The organism is Oceanococcus sp. HetDA_MAG_MS8 (assembly GCA_019192445.1).
GTDB lineage: Bacteria > Pseudomonadota > Gammaproteobacteria > Nevskiales > Oceanococcaceae > MS8.
Genome location: JAHCMK010000002.1, coordinates 602,390 through 620,357, shown reverse-complemented (window position 1 = coordinate 620,357; position 17,968 = coordinate 602,390). Strand labels below are relative to the sequence as shown.

General features: G+C 58.1%; 16 protein-coding genes. 6 read left to right on the top strand and 10 right to left on the bottom strand.

All coding sequences use genetic code 11. The features are described 5' to 3' along the window. The first annotated feature begins 107 nt into the window (after positions 1 to 107). Positions 108 to 1,193, top strand: a complete 1,086-nt coding sequence (locus KI787_05615; protein MBV6629418.1) for an OmpA family protein — start codon at positions 108 to 110, stop codon at positions 1,191 to 1,193. A 62-nt stretch (positions 1,194 to 1,255) separates the two neighbouring features. Here the strand turns inward: KI787_05615 and yeiP are convergent, their stop codons facing one another. Further along, on the bottom strand, positions 1,256 to 1,822 hold the full coding sequence (gene yeiP / locus KI787_05610) for an elongation factor P-like protein YeiP (GenBank protein MBV6629417.1): 567 nt from the start codon (positions 1,820 to 1,822) through the stop codon (positions 1,256 to 1,258). 120 nt (positions 1,823 to 1,942) lie between these two features. Here yeiP and KI787_05605 point away from each other — a divergent pair, with 120 nt between their 5' ends. Further along, positions 1,943 to 4,534 (top strand): penicillin acylase family protein, encoded by a 2,592-nt coding sequence (locus KI787_05605; protein MBV6629416.1) that lies wholly within the window; start codon positions 1,943 to 1,945, stop codon positions 4,532 to 4,534. Positions 4,535 to 4,899: 365 nt separating this feature from the next. Then, a complete protein-coding gene (locus KI787_05600; protein ID MBV6629415.1) occupies positions 4,900 to 6,090 on the top strand; it encodes a hypothetical protein in 1,191 nt (396 codons plus the stop codon). A 274-nt stretch (positions 6,091 to 6,364) separates the two neighbouring features. On the opposite strand, the gene KI787_05595 is transcribed toward KI787_05600, so the two are convergent. From KI787_05595 to KI787_05585, 3 genes are all read right to left on the bottom strand, one after another. Then, complete coding sequence (locus KI787_05595) at positions 6,365 to 7,273, bottom strand: acyltransferase (protein MBV6629414.1); 909 nt, start codon at positions 7,271 to 7,273, stop codon at positions 6,365 to 6,367. A gap of 178 nt (positions 7,274 to 7,451) precedes the next feature. Beyond that, positions 7,452 to 8,006 carry a redoxin domain-containing protein gene (locus KI787_05590; protein MBV6629413.1) on the bottom strand — a complete coding sequence of 185 codons (555 nt, stop codon included), beginning with the start codon at positions 8,004 to 8,006 and terminating at the stop codon, positions 7,452 to 7,454. 74 nt (positions 8,007 to 8,080) lie between these two features. Continuing rightward, positions 8,081 to 8,611, bottom strand: a complete 531-nt coding sequence (locus tag KI787_05585) for a protease complex subunit PrcB family protein (protein ID MBV6629412.1) — start codon at positions 8,609 to 8,611, stop codon at positions 8,081 to 8,083. Positions 8,612 to 8,679: 68 nt separating this feature from the next. On the opposite strand from KI787_05585, the gene KI787_05580 reads away from it, so the two are divergent. After that, on the top strand, positions 8,680 to 10,422 hold the full coding sequence (locus KI787_05580) for a type II/IV secretion system protein (protein ID MBV6629411.1): 1,743 nt from the start codon (positions 8,680 to 8,682) through the stop codon (positions 10,420 to 10,422). 180 nt (positions 10,423 to 10,602) lie between these two features. Continuing rightward, the gene (locus tag KI787_05575; GenBank protein MBV6629410.1) at positions 10,603 to 11,373 is read left to right on the top strand and encodes a mechanosensitive ion channel; all 771 of its coding nucleotides are present in this window, start codon (positions 10,603 to 10,605) and stop codon (positions 11,371 to 11,373) included. Here the strand turns inward: KI787_05575 and KI787_05570 are convergent. After that, on the bottom strand, positions 11,321 to 12,325 hold the full coding sequence (locus KI787_05570) for a hypothetical protein (protein ID MBV6629409.1): 1,005 nt from the start codon (positions 12,323 to 12,325) through the stop codon (positions 11,321 to 11,323). The genes KI787_05575 and KI787_05570 overlap by 53 nt on opposite strands. Then, positions 12,325 to 12,534: a hypothetical protein gene (locus tag KI787_05565; GenBank protein MBV6629408.1), complete on the bottom strand. Its 210-nt coding sequence runs from the start codon at positions 12,532 to 12,534 to the stop codon at positions 12,325 to 12,327. Before KI787_05565 ends, KI787_05570 begins: the two co-directional genes overlap by 1 nt. Before the next feature lie 89 nt (positions 12,535 to 12,623). Between KI787_05565 and KI787_05560 the strand changes: the two genes are divergently transcribed. Next, complete coding sequence (locus tag KI787_05560) at positions 12,624 to 13,091, top strand: hypothetical protein (GenBank protein MBV6629407.1); 468 nt, start codon at positions 12,624 to 12,626, stop codon at positions 13,089 to 13,091. Between the two features lie 31 nt (positions 13,092 to 13,122). Here the strand turns inward: KI787_05560 and KI787_05555 are convergent, their stop codons facing one another. From KI787_05555 to KI787_05540, 4 genes are all read right to left on the bottom strand, one after another. Then, complete coding sequence (locus tag KI787_05555; protein MBV6629406.1) at positions 13,123 to 13,989, bottom strand: hypothetical protein; 867 nt, start codon at positions 13,987 to 13,989, stop codon at positions 13,123 to 13,125. Continuing rightward, positions 13,980 to 15,962: a hypothetical protein gene (locus tag KI787_05550; GenBank protein MBV6629405.1), complete on the bottom strand. Its 1,983-nt coding sequence runs from the start codon at positions 15,960 to 15,962 to the stop codon at positions 13,980 to 13,982. Before KI787_05550 ends, KI787_05555 begins: the two co-directional genes overlap by 10 nt. A 249-nt stretch (positions 15,963 to 16,211) precedes the next feature. Beyond that, complete coding sequence (locus KI787_05545; GenBank protein MBV6629404.1) at positions 16,212 to 17,480, bottom strand: TRAP transporter large permease subunit; 1,269 nt, start codon at positions 17,478 to 17,480, stop codon at positions 16,212 to 16,214. Then, a complete protein-coding gene (locus tag KI787_05540; GenBank protein MBV6629403.1) occupies positions 17,477 to 17,965 on the bottom strand; it encodes a TRAP transporter small permease in 489 nt (162 codons plus the stop codon). The genes KI787_05545 and KI787_05540 overlap by 4 nt, the downstream gene beginning before the upstream one ends. Between the last annotated feature and the right edge of the window lie 3 nt (positions 17,966 to 17,968).

Sequence of the window (17,968 nt, the reverse complement as noted above, 5' to 3'; positions counted from 1 at the left end):
CCGTCTTCACTGCAAATCCAACTCAGGCTACGAAAATGCTGAGCTAGATCGGACGTTTACGGTATGCTGCCCGTGTTTGGGGCGTTTATTGACACAAAGGTTGTGGTATGAGTGTGCGTCTATCGCTGTGTGTGATGATGCTGGGGCTCTCGTTCTCGGTATATGCGCAGGAACAGCTGCCTGAAAAGTACTTCGCCGTGATGGGGTCTTTCGTTGATCCAGATAGCGAGAGGGGTACTGACGAAACCGGAATTGGCTTTGACCTAATTTTTGGCCGTGAACTCAGACCCTGGCTATTTTGGGAGGCCCGCGGTACCGGCGAACTTCATAGAACCGCGAATAGATCATCTGCAGATAACTACCGCGCCGCCGTAAGCTCAGATGTGCACTTTCTTTTAGGCCAGAGAGGTGAACTTGCAACATATGCGATTGCAGGTTTTGGTTACGGCTTTAACGACGTTCCTGGAAATGATGCAGACGACAACGGCGTTTTTGGTTCGGTGGGCTTGGGCTTTTTGAGCCGCAGTCTCACGAGTGCCAATATTCGACTGCGTTTAGAGGCGAGAGCGCGTTATGAAGACTTTCTTGGGGGAGTAACAGATTTCCGCACCGGATTAGGATTTGAAATCCCTATAGATCCTACCGAGGTGGTCATCCAAGAAGTGCCCGTACCTGTGGCAACCTCCCTAAGCGAAGCCCCGCCCACAACGACACCAAACTACCCGCCGCGCCCCGTGGATATGGATCGTGATGGGGTATTAGATAACTTTGATCGCTGCCCCGGCACCGTCAATGGCGCCCTGGTTGATGCCAGCGGCTGTCAGGTTTCGGTTCAAGCAGAGGACTTGAGTCTGCGTGGGGTTAGCTTCTATCCCAATTCCCACGAGTTGACTGCTAGTGCACAGGCCGTTTTGGACGAGGTCGCAGAAGCACTGCGCGACCTAGATGGACGTGATGTGCTTGTGGCCGGCCATACCGATAGTCAGGGCCCGGAAAACGACAACCTCGTCTTGTCCCTTGCCCGTGCCAATAGCGTCAAGCGCTACCTGACCCAGCGAGGCGTCGCGGCCAAACGAATGAAAGTTGTGGGATATGGGGAATCCCAACCCATTGCCAGCAACGCCACCAGTTCGGGCCGCGCAAGCAACCGGCGCGTGGAACTCAAGCTCGACGCAGTTTTAGACCCCAAATAGACGACCTAGACCATTTGCGGGCGGCTCAGGTTTGACCCTGAGCCGCCTTTTTATTGCCGCGTCTATGCTCGCCCGAGGAAGCTGCCATCTTCGGTAGACACACGAATAACCTCGCCTTCGCCGAGATATTCAGGTACCTGGATTTCCAAGCCGGTGCTCAGCTTGGCGGGCTTGGTGCGTGAGGTCGCCGAAGCAGATTTCATGGCGGGTGCGGTTTCCGTGATGCTTAGCTCCACCGCCGCGGGCAAGCTCACAGCCACGCACACCTCTTCTATGATGACTGCATACATGCCATCGAGGTCTTCGCTGAGATAAGGGGTCACATTGGCCAGCTGCTCTTCGCTGAGCACATGCTGGGTGTAATCCTCCTTATCCATAAAGGTGCAACCCTCAGCATCCCGATACAGAAACTGCACCGCACGGCGCTGGAAGTCCACATCAACCAGCTGATCGTCGCCCTTAAAACTAGCGTCTAGCTTCTGGCCACTCACAGCATGATTGAGTCTTGCCTTGTACAAGGTTGCGGCGCCACGCGCGGTGGGGTTGTGCGCCTGAACCTGGCGCACGATGTAGGGTGCACCTTTGTACTCGACTACCATGCCGCTTTTCAGCTCTGATGCCTTGGCCATCAATCCGGTCTATGTTGGAAAACGGCGGGCAGCATGCCCGCAACCCCGCTTCCTGTAAAGCTTGGGTAGACTGACGCTAGCGAATCGCCCACCTTCGCAGCCCATAGGAGACAACCATTTATGCCAACTTTTGTTCTGGCCATCCTTGCCAGCGTGCTGCTGAGTGCCTGCAATTCCGGAGGCCGTCCAAGTGCCGACCAGCCCTCGGAGCAAGCTCCATCAACTCAAGATGCGTTTGAATGGCGAGCGGTGAACGTTTTGGCGCCAGGGCAATCGGGCGACTTTGGCCTCACTGAGTTCGTTCAGGATCAGGCCCTGGGACCACTGATCGGAACCGACCCCAGTGTGTACGGCCCCCATGTCGATGATCAGCGGCCGCTGTATTGGCTCCAACAGTTCAAAGACGGAAAGTTTCTCGACATCACCGACCGCCAACCCAGTGCGCAGCCACGGGCAGGCGTCAGTATTTATCGCGATGACTTCGGTGTGCCGGTGGTTTATGGCGACACCCTGGAGGATGTGTGGTTTGGCGCTGGCTATGCATTGGCCCAGGATCGATTGTTTCTTCTCGATGCTGCACGTCGCCAGGCGCGCGGTACCTTGGCAGAGGTGGCTGGCCCAAGCGCCGTCCCGGACGATGTTCAAGCGCGCATCCTCACCTATACCGAGGCCGAGTACCAGGCCATGTTTGCAGCCTTGGGTGAGGATATTCAGAGAACCATCGAAGCCTATTGCGCTGGCAGCAACGCCCGCATCGCCGAAGTGACCGGAGGACAACTCAGCCAACTTCCTGCCGAATTTGTCGCCCTGCAATATCAACCTGCCCCCTTAACTCCTTCCGATGTTCTGGCCATTGGAGTGCTTATCACGCGCCAGGTCGCCTCCAATGGTGGTGATGAGATGGCCAATGTGGCCGAGTTACAGCGACTAAGCACAGAGTTTGACGCTGCAACCGCCCTGGACATTTTTACGGATGTGCTGTGGCAGGACGACAAAAAAGCCACGGTTACGGTGCCCCCGGAGCTGGAGTTCAGCAACATCAGCACGCCACCGGAGCAGCGCCGAGCCGTCCTGGAGAATATGGCGGCCTTCGCCCTGGACATTCCGCTGGACCTAGCCCAAGGCCCCGGAACAGGGGACTTTCCCCAGCCAGAGCCTCTACTGCCGGTGAAATCTCTTATCCCACACTTACCGGACCTCAGGGTGTTGCCCGAGCGAATTTCCGCCTCTTACCAGGTTGTATTGGATTCAAGCCGTACCGTGGACGGTTCTACGCTGCTCATCTCAGGACCTCAGCTGGGGTACTCCTATCCAAGTCTTTTAGCCGAACTTGAAGTCCACGGCGCCGGCTTTGATGCGCGCGGCACTACAGTTCCAGGCTTGCCGGTCATTGGCATTGGCTACACGGAACGTACCGCCTGGGCACTCACAACTGGCGAGTCCAAAACCATCGACAGTTTCATTGAGGAACTTGCCGATAATCCCAATGAGTATCGTCATCAGGGCGAGATAAAAGCGATGGACTGCCGGAGCGAGACCGTTCGGTATCGACAATCGCTGGGTCCACTGCCGGCTGGACCGGCATTGGCCAGTGTGGAAATCCAGGCCTGTCGCACCGTACACGGCCCTGTCGTGGCGCGAAGCGCGGATGGCCGGTTTGCGCGCAGCGTGCAGTATGGGATGTGGATGCGCGAAGTCGAAACCGCTGAAGCCATCCTGGAGTGGTCGCGTGCGAATACCTTCGCAGAGTTCGACGCCACCATGCCCAAGGCCACCTGGAATGAAAACCTGATGTATGCCGATGCCGACGGCAACATTGCCTACTATCATCCCGGTCTACACCCGCGGCGGCACCCAGGCACCGACCAACGGCTGCCGATTCCTGGTACGGGCGAGTTCGACCACGACGGACTACTAAGCTTTTCCGAGCTGCCTCAGGTACGCAATCCTGCGCGTGGCTGGCTCGCGAATTGGAACAACAAGCCCGCCATCGGTTGGGGGGATGGCACCGGGGGTGATGCCTCTCAGCTTCCGGCCGGAAGTGAAGGCAGGATTACGAACTGGGATGACCTGCTTCGGAATAATGACCAGCTCAGCTTCGATCAATTGTTGGAGTTCGACCGTTTGATCGGACGCAAAGACCCTCGCGCGCGCGCGCTGGTGCCCATTTACCTTCGTCTACAGGGCCAAGCGGAACTGACCGACCTCGCCCAGCAAGCACTGGCGCGACTAGCGGCATGGGACCAAGACCATTACAACCCGGCCATTGATGTGGACGATCCAGCAGCCTTGGATCGGCCTGGGGAGACCATCTTTGATGCCTTGGTACAGGCGACCCGCAAAGAATTGACGCAAGATATTTTGGGGCCAGATTTCCAACGCCGGCACAACATCCGCGGCACCCATCCCTACGACGCCGGCACCTTTGACCGTCTGTTCGTGAGGATTTTCAGCCCAGACACCAGCTCCATCACACCTCGTTTTGATTGGCTTCAAGGCCGCAGCCAGAGCGAGTTTTTGGCTGCTGTACTAGCAAGCGCTATCACCGAATTAGTGGCCGAATACGGCGAAGATATCGACCAGTGGCGGCGCATTCATGCTCGCTCCCCCATCAATAATCTCACCGGACTGATCGGCCCAAGCCTAGATATGCCGCATCAGGATCGCGGAACCTGGATTCATGTCATCGGCTACATACCGGCAAAACCTTGACGCTGTCAGTGCTTTGCCAACTTTTCCCAAAGGCATGACGGTTCGTTGACATAGGCCCCCGTAAAACAGCTCCCACGGTTTTCGGAAATCCCCCCGAAACCGCGTCTACGTTTCATGTTTTTTGGAGTAAACGGATGCCTACCCACAAGCTACTGCTAGCAGGTCTTGCTAGCTCCGCTGTGCTGCTGACCGCCTGTGGCGGTTCTGATTCTACGTCACGCAGCGCCCCCCCTGAGCCGACTGCCACCCCGGCACCGACGGCTACCCCAACACCTGCCCCAACGGCAACGCCAACGCCCGCACCTACTGCGACGCCAACGCCTACGCCAACCCCTGGTCCGACCGTTTCCAAGGTCGAAGGTCCATTGGACCCAGTCCAAGAAGATGTGGTTGAAGAGATTGTCGTCAATCAACTCGCCGCTCAGCTCCCTGCACCTTTCAACAACATCACTGCCTGCGCTGCTGGCTCTGTGAACTACCTTGTTGACGTTGCGGACGCTGTTCTTGTTGAAACCGAAGGGCTGACACAAGGCCAAGACCCCTTTGATGCCTTTAACGCTGCAGTGACGGGCGCAGAGGGCGCGCTGGAGCGGTTCATCGGCAGCATGCAGGCCACTCTGGTAGAGATTGTTGACCGTGGTGATTGCGATCCCAATGCGGATCCAGCCATTGCCAGCGGCAACCCTCTTGCGGGCACCCCGCTCGCACCGATTGGCGTAGCGTTCTTCGACCTGGTCAGCGTTCTGCCTGAAGATGATGAAGAGCTGACGCTTTCAGACATTGAGAATGCGATCGTACCCGCCTTAGCAACCTTGGCAACGGCCCTCGACAGCATGCCATCCGAGCTAGCTTCTGCACCTGTATTAGGTGGCGTTCTAGAAACGGCAGCGCAAGCGGTGGCCGATATCTCCACCATGCTGGAAGAGTTCGCTGGTTACGATGGTGATGGCACCGCTGCCGCTGCTCAAACTCTCATTGACAACGTGCTTCGCGGCGTTTTGCTAGAGAGCATTCCAGTTGCGGAAATCGACCCTACACTGGCTGCAACTATTGCATCGGCTGTGACCGAAGCATCTGATGCATTGGGTGGTTCGGTTGGCGCCGTGGTGACCGGATTGTTCAACGAAGGTCTTGATGTCCTCACTGCCTACCTCACGAATGTTCCTGTCACGGAATCAACGGCGAAGAGCACTGACCTAGACGAGATCGAAGGGTTGATCGTTCAAATCCTTGCCGATGGCAACCCTCTCGATGGTCCTCTTGCCGACTTTGCGGGTGATGGCTTCGGTACCGATGCAGACCTACTGTTGGGTGCGCTCATGGCAGCGCTGGACGGTTCCCCATTGCAAGCTTTGACCTCCGTCTCTGGTGGCAGTGCCTCACTCAGTGATAGCCCCTTGGAAGCACTGGGTGACCTGCAATCCCAGATCCTCGGCTTAGATGGTGTGTTGGGTGATGTCGTCACTCGCAACAACATCCTGAATCCGACACTTGGCAGCCTGCTGGACAGTCTGTTCGATGACGGCTTGCTTACGGGTCTGTTTGGGATTCTCTGAGCAGTCCAGACAAAGGCAACATGGCCGGAGTTGCTTAACCCCAACTCCGGTTTGCCTGAGTCGCCTTCTCTAGTTAAGGAGTGAGCAACTTCACCATGAATAAAGTGCTTTTCCATCTGCTCTAGGGCAGGCACCTGGCTGTCTTATGGCAGCCTCTCCAAAGGCGGCAGTCCCTAGGGCTGTCGCCTTCTTTCTTGTGAGAGGCGAGGTCCATGCGGGAACACTCTGCGTCAATGGTGCGGGACTGGCCCGCGACCACAAAGCCACCCAAGGTTTACGCTGGGCGTTTGCCGGGGCTGCTTAACATTGAGCTGATGCGCTCATCCTTGGCTTGCCAAAGCTCCGCCATGTAGCTTTGGGCGCGGGCCCGAAACTCACGGTCGCTGCTGTAGTCAGCCTCTCGCCACTCGGCCGGGATGGGGATTTCGCGAATATCCACAGAGACTTCGCGCATTTCGCCCTTCATGAAGCCCCAAAAGCCAGTGGCTCCGCCGTGATAGGCAATGGTCACATCGAGCATTTTGTCGGTTTGTTCGCCCAGGGCCGCAACCGCCAAGGCTAGCCCGCCAGTTTTTGGCCGCAACAAGTGTTGATAGGGGCTGTTTTGGGCCTTTTGTTTGGCTGGGGTAAAGCGAGTTCCCTCTACGTAGTTCAATACTGTCACCGGCAAACGGCGGTACTTTTCGCAAGCGGCACGGGCCGTCTGCAAATCTTTTCCAGCCAGCTCTGGGCGCTGACGGATTTGCTCCCGGCTGTAGCGACGCATGAAGGGATAATCTAAAGCCCACCACACAGGACCGAGAATGGGCACCCAGATCAGTTGCTGCTTGAGGAAAAATTTGAAAAAAGGCACCTGGTGACCCATGACTTTCATGAGCACATAAATATCGTTCCAGCTCTGGTGATTGCTCACCACCACGTAGCGCTTATCGAGCCCGAGGTCCACATGTTGGTGGATGTGCCAGCGGGTATCTCCCAAGCTCTCGGCGAACACCACATTCAGCGACTGCCAGCATTTGCACAATACATGCAGAACATCGGTACACAGGTTCTGCCAGGGCCGCACTGGGAGCAACTTCAGAACGATCACCGCATATACCGGCACCGCCCAAAACAACAAATTGGCCACAAAGACCGTGGACACAATAACGCCGCGCAGGGGCGCCGGAAGAAAAGCCAACATGATCCCCAAACCAGTGAACAAAACACTGGAAGTGTATGCATCCCGGTATCAAGTGTCAGCGGCAACACCACCTGGGGCTTCGTTAGAGTCTCGCGCACAGCCCTGGCTCTGGCTCGATTCTGCCCACTACCCATAGTCAAACTAGGGTGGGGCGCTGCCTGTTGCAGCCTGGGCCTGCCTAAGGAACCAGTGCGCGGATAGCGGACTCAATGCGGGCAGCACGCGGGCTACCGTCGGTAACCTGCCCAGCCCAAGCTCCCTGAATGCGGCCCTGATCATCAATCAAGTACAGGGCCGGCCAATGCCGGTTGCCCATAGCGTTCCAGTAACGAAATTGGTTATCGAGCAGCACGGGGTGATCAATTTCGAAATCACGCAATTTGCGCTTGACCACCTGCGGGTCCCGTTCGCGGGAAAACTCGGGCGTGTGCACACCGATAATCTGCAGTTGCTCGCCAAACTGCCGCTGCACCGATGACAACCAGGGCAGGGTTTTACGGCTGTTCTGACAGCCAATACTCCAAAACTCCACTAATACGGGCTTACCCCGCAACTGTGCCAAGCTCAGTGGCGGTGAATTCAGCCAATGGGTTTGTCCGACTTGGGGAAAGTCCGGCGCCAATGGTGCCGGAGGCGGCCCCGCAGCTGCACTGCCTAATCCAAAAACCCCGACTACCACCGCGGCCCAGAGCCCTCGCGCGGCTTTTCTCAAAGTGGTTCGCAGATAAAACATGCCCCTCAGACCGGCGCATTGCATAGAGGTTTCGCGGCCTTCGCTATTCCTCGGTGATCACCAATCGGATCGCATTATTCCGGGTTGCGAGTCCAAGTTGCCCGTGTTTGGCCATCTCCATCCACCAACACAACCCCGGTGTAGGGCTGATTTGGCAGTTCCACCAAAACACACAAGCTGGTCACAATCTGGATGCGCATCCGATCTGGCAGGGGCTCTAAGTAATCAGCCTGGAGGGTCACGACCCCTTCTTCATTCAAGCTGGCCTGTGGTCGCAATTCTAGGCTGTAGCCTCCGGTACGTCGCTCGCCTTGTTCCACAACCGCATAGCTCGCTGGCTCCGGCCCCAAATCAAGCGATGGTGCTTGGAGTTTCTGACCCACGCTACTTGCACGCAAAGCCTCAGCGGAGTCGAAGACTTGCACGCGGGAGTCGGCACTGGGGGTGTCGCAGACTAACGCTCGGCGTAACTCTTCTACCGCCACGGGGCCGGGTAAAAATTCGTAGTCTGGCTCCCAAAACTTCAGGTTTGGCATCGACATGGATGCACAACCGGCTAAGCTCAAAATGAGTCCAAATAAACCACTACGCAGAAAAACTCGCATGCAAGTCTCGACAGTCACCATGTATCTGTCCCATGGTACCAATCTTGGCTCCGAATGAAGCGCTGCACATGGCTGTTCCTAACCCTCCCGCCCGGCTGACAACGCAGTGGTTGCTGGACACCCTGCACTCTCAGGGGGGGATCAGCGCCAAACAACGCGCGCAAGCTGCCCAACAACTCGCTGCCTCCAAGGAGCAGCCCTTGGTTGCCATAGGGCAAATCGGTTTATCACGCGCGGATCAAACAGGGCAGAGCTGGACCACAGAAAAGCTCAGTGCCTGGCTGGCCGAGCAGGCTGGGATGCGCTACCTGCGTATAGACCCCTTAAAGCTAGACCCTCAAGCCACCGCACAAGCACTGGCCTATGGCTACGCACGTCGGGCACAGCTGTTAGTGATCCGGCTCGGGAAAGACTTGGCGACCATTGCCTGCGCCGATCCCTTTGACCTGGGCTGGGTGCAAGAACTGGAACGTACGCTGGAGCGAAAGATCCAGCCCGTCCTGGCGAACCCTGCGGATATCCAAAGGTATTTGCTGGAGTTTCATAGCTTGCTGCGCGCCAGTAAGGACAGCAACCAACGGCGGGGCGGGGCCCAGGTTTTGGAAAACCTGGTCCGCATTGGTAACCGCGAAAGCCTGAACGAGGACGACCAACATATCGTCGGCGTGGTTGATTGGTTGCTGCAATATGCCTTTGAGAACCGCGCCAGCGACATTCATATGGAGCCGCGTCGCGGGGTCGGCCGACTGCGGCTGCGTATTGATGGGGTTCTGCACGATATCTATCAGCTACCAGAGAATGTCTTCGCGGCTGTGTGCAGCCGTCTGAAGATCCTCGCAGGCTGTAATCTCGTCGAGCGCCGGCGCCCGCAGGATGGGCGGATCAAGTCTGTGTCGCCAGAAGGGCGGGAGGTGGAGCTGCGCTTATCCACATTACCCACAGCTTTTGGGGAAAAGCTGGTGTTGCGGATCTTCGATCCGGAGCTGGTGGTACAGGGCCTGGGCGAAATCGGCCTTGGCGCCGACCAGCTCAAGACCTGGAACGAGATGTGCACCGCACCACACGGGCTCATACTCGTCACCGGACCTACGGGGTCGGGAAAAACTACAACCCTGTATGCCACCTTGCGGGCCCTGGCCAACCCGCGCCGGAATATTTGCACGGTTGAGGATCCCATTGAGCTCATTGAGCCTCGCATCAATCAAACTCAGGTCAACCCGCAAATGGATCTGGGTTTTGCTCAAGGCCTGCGCGCACTACTCCGCCAAGACCCCGATGTGATTATGGTCGGCGAGATTCGCGACCGAGCCACCACAGAGGTGGCGCTACAGGCCGCGCTCACGGGGCACTTGGTCCTGGCAACCTTGCATACCAACACCGCAGCCGGTGCTATTGTGCGGCTGCTGGAGTTGGGCGCACCCGCCTATCTGCTTCGCGCCACATTATTAGGCGTGCTGGCTCAGCGCTTAGTCAGGCGGCTGTGCACCCACTGCAAGCGCGACCTAGCAGGCGAAGACATCCGTGAGGCATGGACCCTGCTGCAAACCAAAGAGCCCTTGCCGGCCCGCGTGGCACAAGCGCCGGGCTGCTTAGAATGTCGAGAGACAGGCTACCGAGGGCGTATGGGCTTGTATGAAATTCTGCGCACCGACCACCAGATTCGTAAGCACATCACTGACGACACCGAGCTGGGCGAGCTGAGCGCCGCTGTGGAGGCGCAAGGGCTGCGCACATTGCGTGATGCCGGAGCCGAAGCCGTGGCCGCTGGAAAGACCAGCTTGGACGAAATTCTCCATCATCTTCTGTTTTGAGCGTCGCGCCCAAGCTCTTCCGCGCACAGCACCAACGACATATGCGATGTTAGATGGCCTCAAGGGTGAACTCTGCACCCCATTCACCCTATTGGCTACTCATTCCGTTTTAAGGACACATTTATGGATGCACTACTGAGCCGCCTGGACACCGCGCTCATTCTCTCGACCCTGCAGAGCATGGGCCTGAAATTGGTGCTCGCGCTGGCCACCTTTGTGATTGGCCGCTGGGTCGCCAAACTGCTGATCGGCGCCCTGCGCACCACCTTGGGCAAAGCCAAGGTCGACGTCATGTTGGCGGCCTTTTTGGCCAATGTCGCCTATGGAGTATTACTGGCTGTTGTGGTCGTCACTGCACTCGGCCAGTTGGGGATTTCGACGACATCAGCCGCCGCCTTACTGGGTGGTGCCGGCGTAGCAATTGGTTTGTCCCTCAAAGACCAGCTGTCTTCCTTCGCAGCCGGGGTCATGTTGATTACCTTCAGGCCCTTTAAAACCGGCGACTTCGTGGACGCCGGTGGGGTCACCGGAGTCGTCGAAGAAATCCGCATCATCGCCACCGTCATGCGAACTCTGGACAACCAGGAAGTCACGGTTCCTAACGCCGAAATTTGGGGGCGTGTGATCACCAATTTCTCGACCCGAGACACCCGCCGTATCGACTTGAAAATTGGTATCAGCTACGACTCGGATATCAAACTCGCCAAAGACATCGCCACCGATATGGTGAGCAGCGATGAGCGTGTACTGCAAGACCCCAAACCTTGGATTGGGGTCACCGATTTGGCCGATAGCGCTGTCATCATTACGGTGCGACCTTGGACCAAAACCGCCGACTGGTGGCAGACCCGCTGCGACATGCTAGAAGACATCAAAAACCGCTATGACGCGGCCGGAATCACCATTCCCTTCCCACAGATGGATGTGCATCTGCATAAAGACTCCGCTTGAGTGATGGCACGCTGATCTCGTCAACCCCGTTGGCGAGATCAGCCTGAGCCCGAAGCGGATAGCAGTGCTGCAGAGTATAAGCAGCTTCGTCGATGTGCCGCACCCAGTCTGGGGATGCCTCAGCGTGCATATCGCGCAGCCGCTGTTGGTCGGCGGGGTCCGCACGTTGTAGGAGTTGGGCCAGCACCGACCAGCCATCCACCGCATCTGCATAACGCAGAAGGCTGGCACTCACCGCTGGCGGTTGCTGCGCCAGCAAGGCCACCATACGAGCCGTGGTGGTTTCATCGACACGCAGCATTAAAGCCAAGGACTGAGGCCATAGCTCTTCGTTGGCTGCGGCATGAATGGTGCCGATGATTTGCTGATCGTCGAGCATGCCAATGAGCTGCGCCAAGCTCTGAGCAGACTCCACATAAAACCCTGTCCACAACATAGAGACCGCATCAATTTCAGCGGCAACGGCTGCAATTTGCTCAGGTTTGAGGTCGTCGACGAAACGGGCCATGGTCATATGGTCCCCACGCCGCACCAACTCGGCAGAGGTTTGCAGCACAATCTCCAGTGGCATTGCCCGCAGTACATCACCGGCGCGACGTGGATCTAAATACCCGCACAAGTCGGCCCGGAACTCCAGGCTCACTTGATCGGCCAAAGCAACAGCCGTCTTTGGCTCCAGCAGCCCTGCCACCTGCGCAGCCAGTCGCGGGCCCAGAGCACGCTGGGCAATGAGCGCATTGACTTTGTTCGGTAGCAACTTGGTGGACTTGGCCAGACCACGGAATCGTTTTGCACCGCGGTCGAATATATGGGCCTCAACGGTATGCCGCAGCTGACGGATATCGGCCGCTGCTAGGGCGTCGACATAGTGCAGCGACTCTGCCTCCACGGCGAGCAGCCTCGCCAGTTTTCGCCGTTCTGCATCTAGCTCTAAAGCGGCCAGATCCAGCATTAACCCAACACCTTCTTCACGGTGCCGCGCAGCATACGTGGCACGAACTCCAAGGCGGCTTCCAAAGCTTCATCCAAGGCTTTCAGTTCCCGCGCGACGGTGTCGCCAACAAGTTCATGCAGGTGCGCATGGTGCTCTGGATGCAAGTCTCCTAAGTGGGGCAGGTGACTAGCGTGCTGTTTCAGGATCTGTGACCAATCGGGTTGCATTAGGATGTCTCCGCACGGGCTTATCCCTATAGTTTGCCAGTTGCATGCCACGACTGGCCATGCCCCGCGCTCTGGGGTAGCGTGGGCGCATGCGTGCAGATCTTCCCCTACTGCTCATTAGCTGGTTCTCGGCCACGGGCACCAACGCCCGGCTCGCACAAGCCGCCGCTCGGGCAGCCCGCCGCCAAGAGGGCGTACGAGTGCGTAAGCGCCGTGCCCAAGCCACCACTGAGGCCGATCTCGCCCAGGCTCAAGGCTACATCTTCATTGCTCCGGAAAACTTCGGCCAACTCTGCGGCGGCCTGAGGATCATGTTTGAAAAGCACTTCTACGCACTGGAAGAGGCTTTACAAGGCCGCCCTTACGCAAGCATTACCGGTTGTGGCAACGATGGGCGAGGTGCAGTGCGCGACCTGGACCGAATCTGCACCGGCTGGCGCTTACAACGAGTCACTCCGGCTTTGATTTGTCATAACCCTCTGCAAGCAGACGACCTGAAGGCCGCGGCAGATATCGGCGCGGGCCTCGCTGCAGGACTCGCGGCCGGGGTGTTTTAGAGCCAGCCTGCGCTGCAGGAGCGCACCCACACTAGGGGGTGAAAATAGCGAACAGCCGGCCCTGCGGCTGATCGGGCGCGGCCAAATAAACCAACACGCTGTTGAAGGCAAAGTGACCGCTGCGAGGGTTTGCGAAATCGGCGCCTTGCCAGCGAATCTCCTCAGGCTGGCCATTCACCTCGCGCGCCCACTGGGGGTCTGCCTCACTACGGCGTTGCACCACCAAAGCCGCAATGCTGCCTGTGAGCAGGCCAAATTCGCCACCGGGGGACAAGGAAAAATCGCGCTGACTACCAATATCTACGCGCGGTGCAAACACACCTTCAGCAACAGCTTGAAGAGGCTCCGGCGCCTCGAACTCGGCGTTGAGACGATACAAACTGTTATTCGCGCAGAGCAACCACAGAGGGCCGCCCTCGGCGGCCGACGCCAAACCAAAACAGCTGCTGGGCGCCGCATCCGGCAGCGTAAACTGCAGCTCCTGTTCAACGGTGAGTTCAGCCGCAAAAGGTGGCGGATCACGCGGCTCGGGTATGCGCAAAATGCGTCCTAAGTCCCCATCGCTAGTCAAAATCAACAATGCCTCGTCGCGCATGGCAAGGTCTTGCCACAGTCCGCGCTGCTCATCCTGCAGCAGAATTCGGCCCTGACCGTCGCCATCGTCATTAAAAGACACAATCTGGGCTTGACCAGAGCCCTGCTCCAAGCCATAGAGCGCGCCTGGGTGCCGCTGGCTTGCGGCCAAGGCACTAATGCCAGCGAGCTCAGCCGGCTGCAGCACCGTCACCTCACCGAGGGTAAAGGGGTTATCGAAATCGGGTGAGGCCTCACCGAAGAAGCTGGCATCGCAGCCACTGAGTACGACGATCGCTAGCGCGGCAACTCGAATCATTGACATAGCTGGTCCAGCAAGAATCCAAAATCAAACCACAAACCGCCGCTGCGGATTTCAAGCTCCTCACGACCCGGGCATTGCATTTTGCCACTGCGCTCATCAATTTCAATGAAGTTCTTGTAGCGCACCACGCGCTCGCGAGCGAAGGTGCCTTCGGAAAAACTGAGGTAAATGCCGGAGTCGCCATTGCGTTGCAGCACGGTGCCGCCAAATGCGTCCCCTTGGGTGTCGAAGTACACGTAGCCACGACTGGAGCCAGAGCGGGTACCTGCATCGACCACCAAGTTCTCCACACGCAGGTCGTTCACCGCGATCTCTTGCTGCCCGTCCTGGCTGCGTTGTTGGTAGTTGACCACCATGGATTCGCTAGCGCTAAAGGCAATAGAAGCATCGGTAGAGCGACCATGGGACGCGCAGCGATCATCACTGGCCGTGCACAAGGAAAACTGTGCAGGTAGCGGCCGAATATTGGCTTGGGTGGTCTGCTCCGCATCCTGGGATTGGTAGCGCAGTCCGGGGCCAGCGGCATCCGCCTTGTAGGCGAAGAGCAAATTGCCGTCTGCTTGCGGGAACTGTATGGAGAACTCACCGGGCAGTAACTCGATGCGTGCTTCCGTGAAGCCGAAGGAGGTTTCTTCACGATACTGCAGTGGCGCGGTGGACAAGCTACCGCGTAGCTGCAAATCCGGTTCAAACTGCAGGCTCACACTACTCAAACCCGCAAGGCGAGCCAATAGTTGCTCGGTTCCGTCTGCGCGCTGAGTCTGCCGCAACACATGTTCTGTAAAGGGCTGCGCCGGGTCGGTATCTGGGCTCCACACCAAACCCGTATTGCGGGTCTGCGCATAGGCCAAATCCTCCACAGGAGCACTGGTATCGACCACAAATGCCTCCTCAGCCGTGCGGGTAATTTTCAGCTGTGTGGGCAGTGGCTTAACGATGACCACGCTGCGGCCAAAGTCCGCATCTGAACGGTCGCCAATATCGACTTGTAGCGAAGCCAGTGGCTCTTGAGTCTGAATGTCATACACAGTGTCGACATCATCCAGGCTGTCCAGGCCGTCAACCCCCTCCAGCAAGACATCCAAGCGCCCTTGCAACTGCGGCAAGCGCACCCCAACCGTACGCTCACCCGTAGGGTCCTCGCTCAGCCCATCTGTGGTTCGAACAGCAACGTCCAGATCGGTGGGAGTGCTCGACTCCAAGCCCAAACTGGAGTTTTCGGCGTCTGGGGCCAGCTCCACGTCAATGAGTGCCTCAGCAACGGCAGGACTGAACCCGGTACGCAGCTCTAAGGTATCGGCGCGCACTCCTTCGCCTTGTTCGGTAAAGGTGGCAAGCAGGGCGGCCACCTCATCCACATCCGCTGAACTGCGAATATCCAATTGCGCCGAGGTAAAGCGTGGCAGGAAACTGAGTAAAGAATCGAAGATGCTCAGTTCGCTGGAAAAACGCTGAGGCAGTGTACTGGCGCGTGCATCCACGCCCAGAGCGACGCGTAAGCGCGGGTCGACGAGCCCAAGTAGACCAGGCAAACCCAGTAAGTTACGCGGATCAAGAACGCTCACATCCACCTGCAGTGGCAGCTCAGCAGCCGCTCCATCTACGCGATCTACCTGCAGTCGCGCATACAGCAACAGGGTGAAAAAGTGCACCTGGATATCACCACCGAGCGGGCCCCCAGTGCTGCTATCCCCATCCACGTCCACGCGCACGGGAATGCCATCAATACCGAAGGCAACACGGCGGATGGCGTCTGGCCCTGTGCCCAGGATGGTCTCCACCTTATATGCCAAACCCACTGGCTGGACCAAAGCGGCAACGGGATCAATGATGATATTGGTCGCGCCCGGCTCTGCGGGCTGCGGCTGCGTTTCGTTCGCCGCTCGCCCTTCGGCAGCAGGCAGCCGTCCGCCCTGGCCGCAGGCCGTGAGCAGGCAGAGTCCGAGCAGGGCAGCTGTACGGACAATCATCATCTGTATTTCTCCAGCGCTGGGCGCATCACGCGGCACCAGTGTACAGGCACCAGCATTTGCGGCGCCTTCAAACAAAACCGGCCGCGCCATCCATGGCGCGACCGGGGAGCCGACACAGCGGGAGGCGTTGCTGAAACCGGCCAATGACATCATCCCTAGTGCGCGGCTCGGCAACAAGGCCGCAAAGCCGACGCGCTGTGTAATCCGAGCCTGACAAGAGGCTGGGCTGAGGACTCGCAGCTGGGGGACTTACAGCAAAATCAGGCTCAACTGCGGCCACCATGTCAGCAGCAGTACGCACAAGGCGAGCAAGGCAAAAAAGGGCAAAGACGCCCTCACCACCGTCAGCACCGGCTCATTGAAGCGCCAAGCGGCGATGAACAAGTTCATACCCACGGGCGGCGTGAAGTAACCCAGCTGCAAGTTCGCAAGAAACACGATGCCCAAATGGACCGGGTGGATGTCATAAGCCACAGCCATGGGCAAGAGCAAGGGCACCATGAGAACGATGGCCGAGAAAATGTCGAGGAGCATGCCCAGCAGCAGCAAAAATACGTTGAGCAGCAACAGGAAGGTCCAGGGGGAGTCCACCCGTTGTTGAACCCAGCGGAACAGCTGCTCGGGCACGCCAGCGTCAATCAACACATTCGTCGACGCTAAAGACATGCCCAAGATGAGCAAAATACCGCCTACCAGTTGCATAGACTCCGCCAAAACTGCGGGAAGTCGGTGCCAGCGCAGCTCGCGCAAGATGACGACCTCGGTCAGAAGCACCCAGAACAAAGCCAAACAGGCCGCCTCGGATACCGCAATCGCACCGCTGTAGATTCCCCCCACAAGCAATAAGGGTAATGGCAGGTCCCAGCGGCTAGCCCATAAGGCCGCCCATGCCTCAGACCGCACAAACTGGGGCCGTGGGTGATTGCGGCACACCCACATGGCATGTAGTCCCAGGACCAAAACCATCAACAGACCGGGGATGACTCCGGCCAAGAACAAGTCCTGGATGGAAAAGGCGGGTCCCACCTGCAGCTGTTGCGCGACCACGCCATACAGGATCAAAGGCAATGAAGGCGCGAAGAGCAAGCCTAGAGAGCCGGCACTGGTGAGCAAACCCAAGCCATAGCCTGAAGGGTAGTCGGCGCTGCGTAATGCCGGATACAACAGTGCGCCTAAGGCGATGATGGTGACGCCACTGGCACCGGTAAGCGCGGTAAAAAAGGCACAAGCTGCGATGCAAACCACGGCCAGGCCACCCGGTAGCCAGCCCAAAAAGGCTTGGGTTAAGCGAACGAGGCGCTGCGGTGCTTGGGACTCACCCAAAATATAACCAGCCGCCGTAAACAGTGGAATGGCCTGCAGCACTGGCATTTGTGCCAGGCGCTGGAACTCAATAATTAAGGCCTGACTATCGATTCCGGCACTGTGATAACCCAGCGCCGCGCTGGCCCCGATGACCACAAATAAGGGGAGGCCAGCCAAAGCGGCAGCCAGCAACAGGAAGCCAACCGGGCTCATAGTGGCGTCTCCCTTGATTCTTCGTCGGCCCAGCTCTGCGTCAGCAAAGCGGCGTATCGGGCAGCCATCAGGGCAAACACCACGGGCATCACGGCCAACGGAGCCGCCAGCGGCAGCCCGCCAATCCAATCGCCACCGTACTCCCATTCATCGCGCACGAAACGCCAGCTCACCCAAGCCAGAAAGGCGCAAAAGCCCATGCTGGTTGCGCGCAACAAGGCCTTGAGCGCTCTAGCTGCGGCCGCTGGTAAAGCATCTGGCAGCAACCGAATGTTGAGGTGGCGATCACCACCGACGGTACTTAGTGCACCGAATAAAGCTAGCCAAAGCAATATCATTCGTGCCAGAGGATCAATCCAATTCGCGCCGCCAGCCCCAGCCCAACGCATCCCAATCTTGGCCAGCCCCAGGCTCAGTAGGGCCAGAAGCAAGGCTCCGAGCACCCCATCCTCCAGGTGCTGCCACCAGGGTTTTGCAGGCTTCATGTT

What these genes read in the sequence shown, in the direction of transcription:
- KI787_05615 (MBV6629418.1), top strand. Translation starts at nt 108, where the DNA reads ATGAGTGTGCGTCTATCGCTGTGTGTGATGATGCTGGGGCTCTCGTTC.
- KI787_05570 (MBV6629409.1), bottom strand. Translation starts at nt 12,325, where the DNA reads ATGCTGGATCTGGCCGCTTTAGAGCTAGATGCAGAACGGCGAAAACTG.
- KI787_05595 (MBV6629414.1), bottom strand. Translation starts at nt 7,273, where the DNA reads ATGTTGGCTTTTCTTCCGGCGCCCCTGCGCGGCGTTATTGTGTCCACG.
- KI787_05580 (MBV6629411.1), top strand. Translation starts at nt 8,680, where the DNA reads ATGGCTGTTCCTAACCCTCCCGCCCGGCTGACAACGCAGTGGTTGCTG.
- KI787_05585 (MBV6629412.1), bottom strand. Translation starts at nt 8,611, where the DNA reads ATGCGAGTTTTTCTGCGTAGTGGTTTATTTGGACTCATTTTGAGCTTA.
- KI787_05590 (MBV6629413.1), bottom strand. Translation starts at nt 8,006, where the DNA reads ATGTTTTATCTGCGAACCACTTTGAGAAAAGCCGCGCGAGGGCTCTGG.
- KI787_05545 (MBV6629404.1), bottom strand. Translation starts at nt 17,480, where the DNA reads ATGAGCCCGGTTGGCTTCCTGTTGCTGGCTGCCGCTTTGGCTGGCCTC.
- KI787_05605 (MBV6629416.1), top strand. Translation starts at nt 1,943, where the DNA reads ATGCCAACTTTTGTTCTGGCCATCCTTGCCAGCGTGCTGCTGAGTGCC.
- yeiP (MBV6629417.1), bottom strand. Translation starts at nt 1,822, where the DNA reads ATGGCCAAGGCATCAGAGCTGAAAAGCGGCATGGTAGTCGAGTACAAA.
- KI787_05540 (MBV6629403.1), bottom strand. Translation starts at nt 17,965, where the DNA reads ATGAAGCCTGCAAAACCCTGGTGGCAGCACCTGGAGGATGGGGTGCTC.
- KI787_05555 (MBV6629406.1), bottom strand. Translation starts at nt 13,989, where the DNA reads ATGTCAATGATTCGAGTTGCCGCGCTAGCGATCGTCGTACTCAGTGGC.
- KI787_05560 (MBV6629407.1), top strand. Translation starts at nt 12,624, where the DNA reads ATGCGTGCAGATCTTCCCCTACTGCTCATTAGCTGGTTCTCGGCCACG.
- KI787_05575 (MBV6629410.1), top strand. Translation starts at nt 10,603, where the DNA reads ATGGGCCTGAAATTGGTGCTCGCGCTGGCCACCTTTGTGATTGGCCGC.
- KI787_05550 (MBV6629405.1), bottom strand. Translation starts at nt 15,962, where the DNA reads ATGATGATTGTCCGTACAGCTGCCCTGCTCGGACTCTGCCTGCTCACG.
- KI787_05565 (MBV6629408.1), bottom strand. Translation starts at nt 12,534, where the DNA reads ATGCAACCCGATTGGTCACAGATCCTGAAACAGCACGCTAGTCACCTG.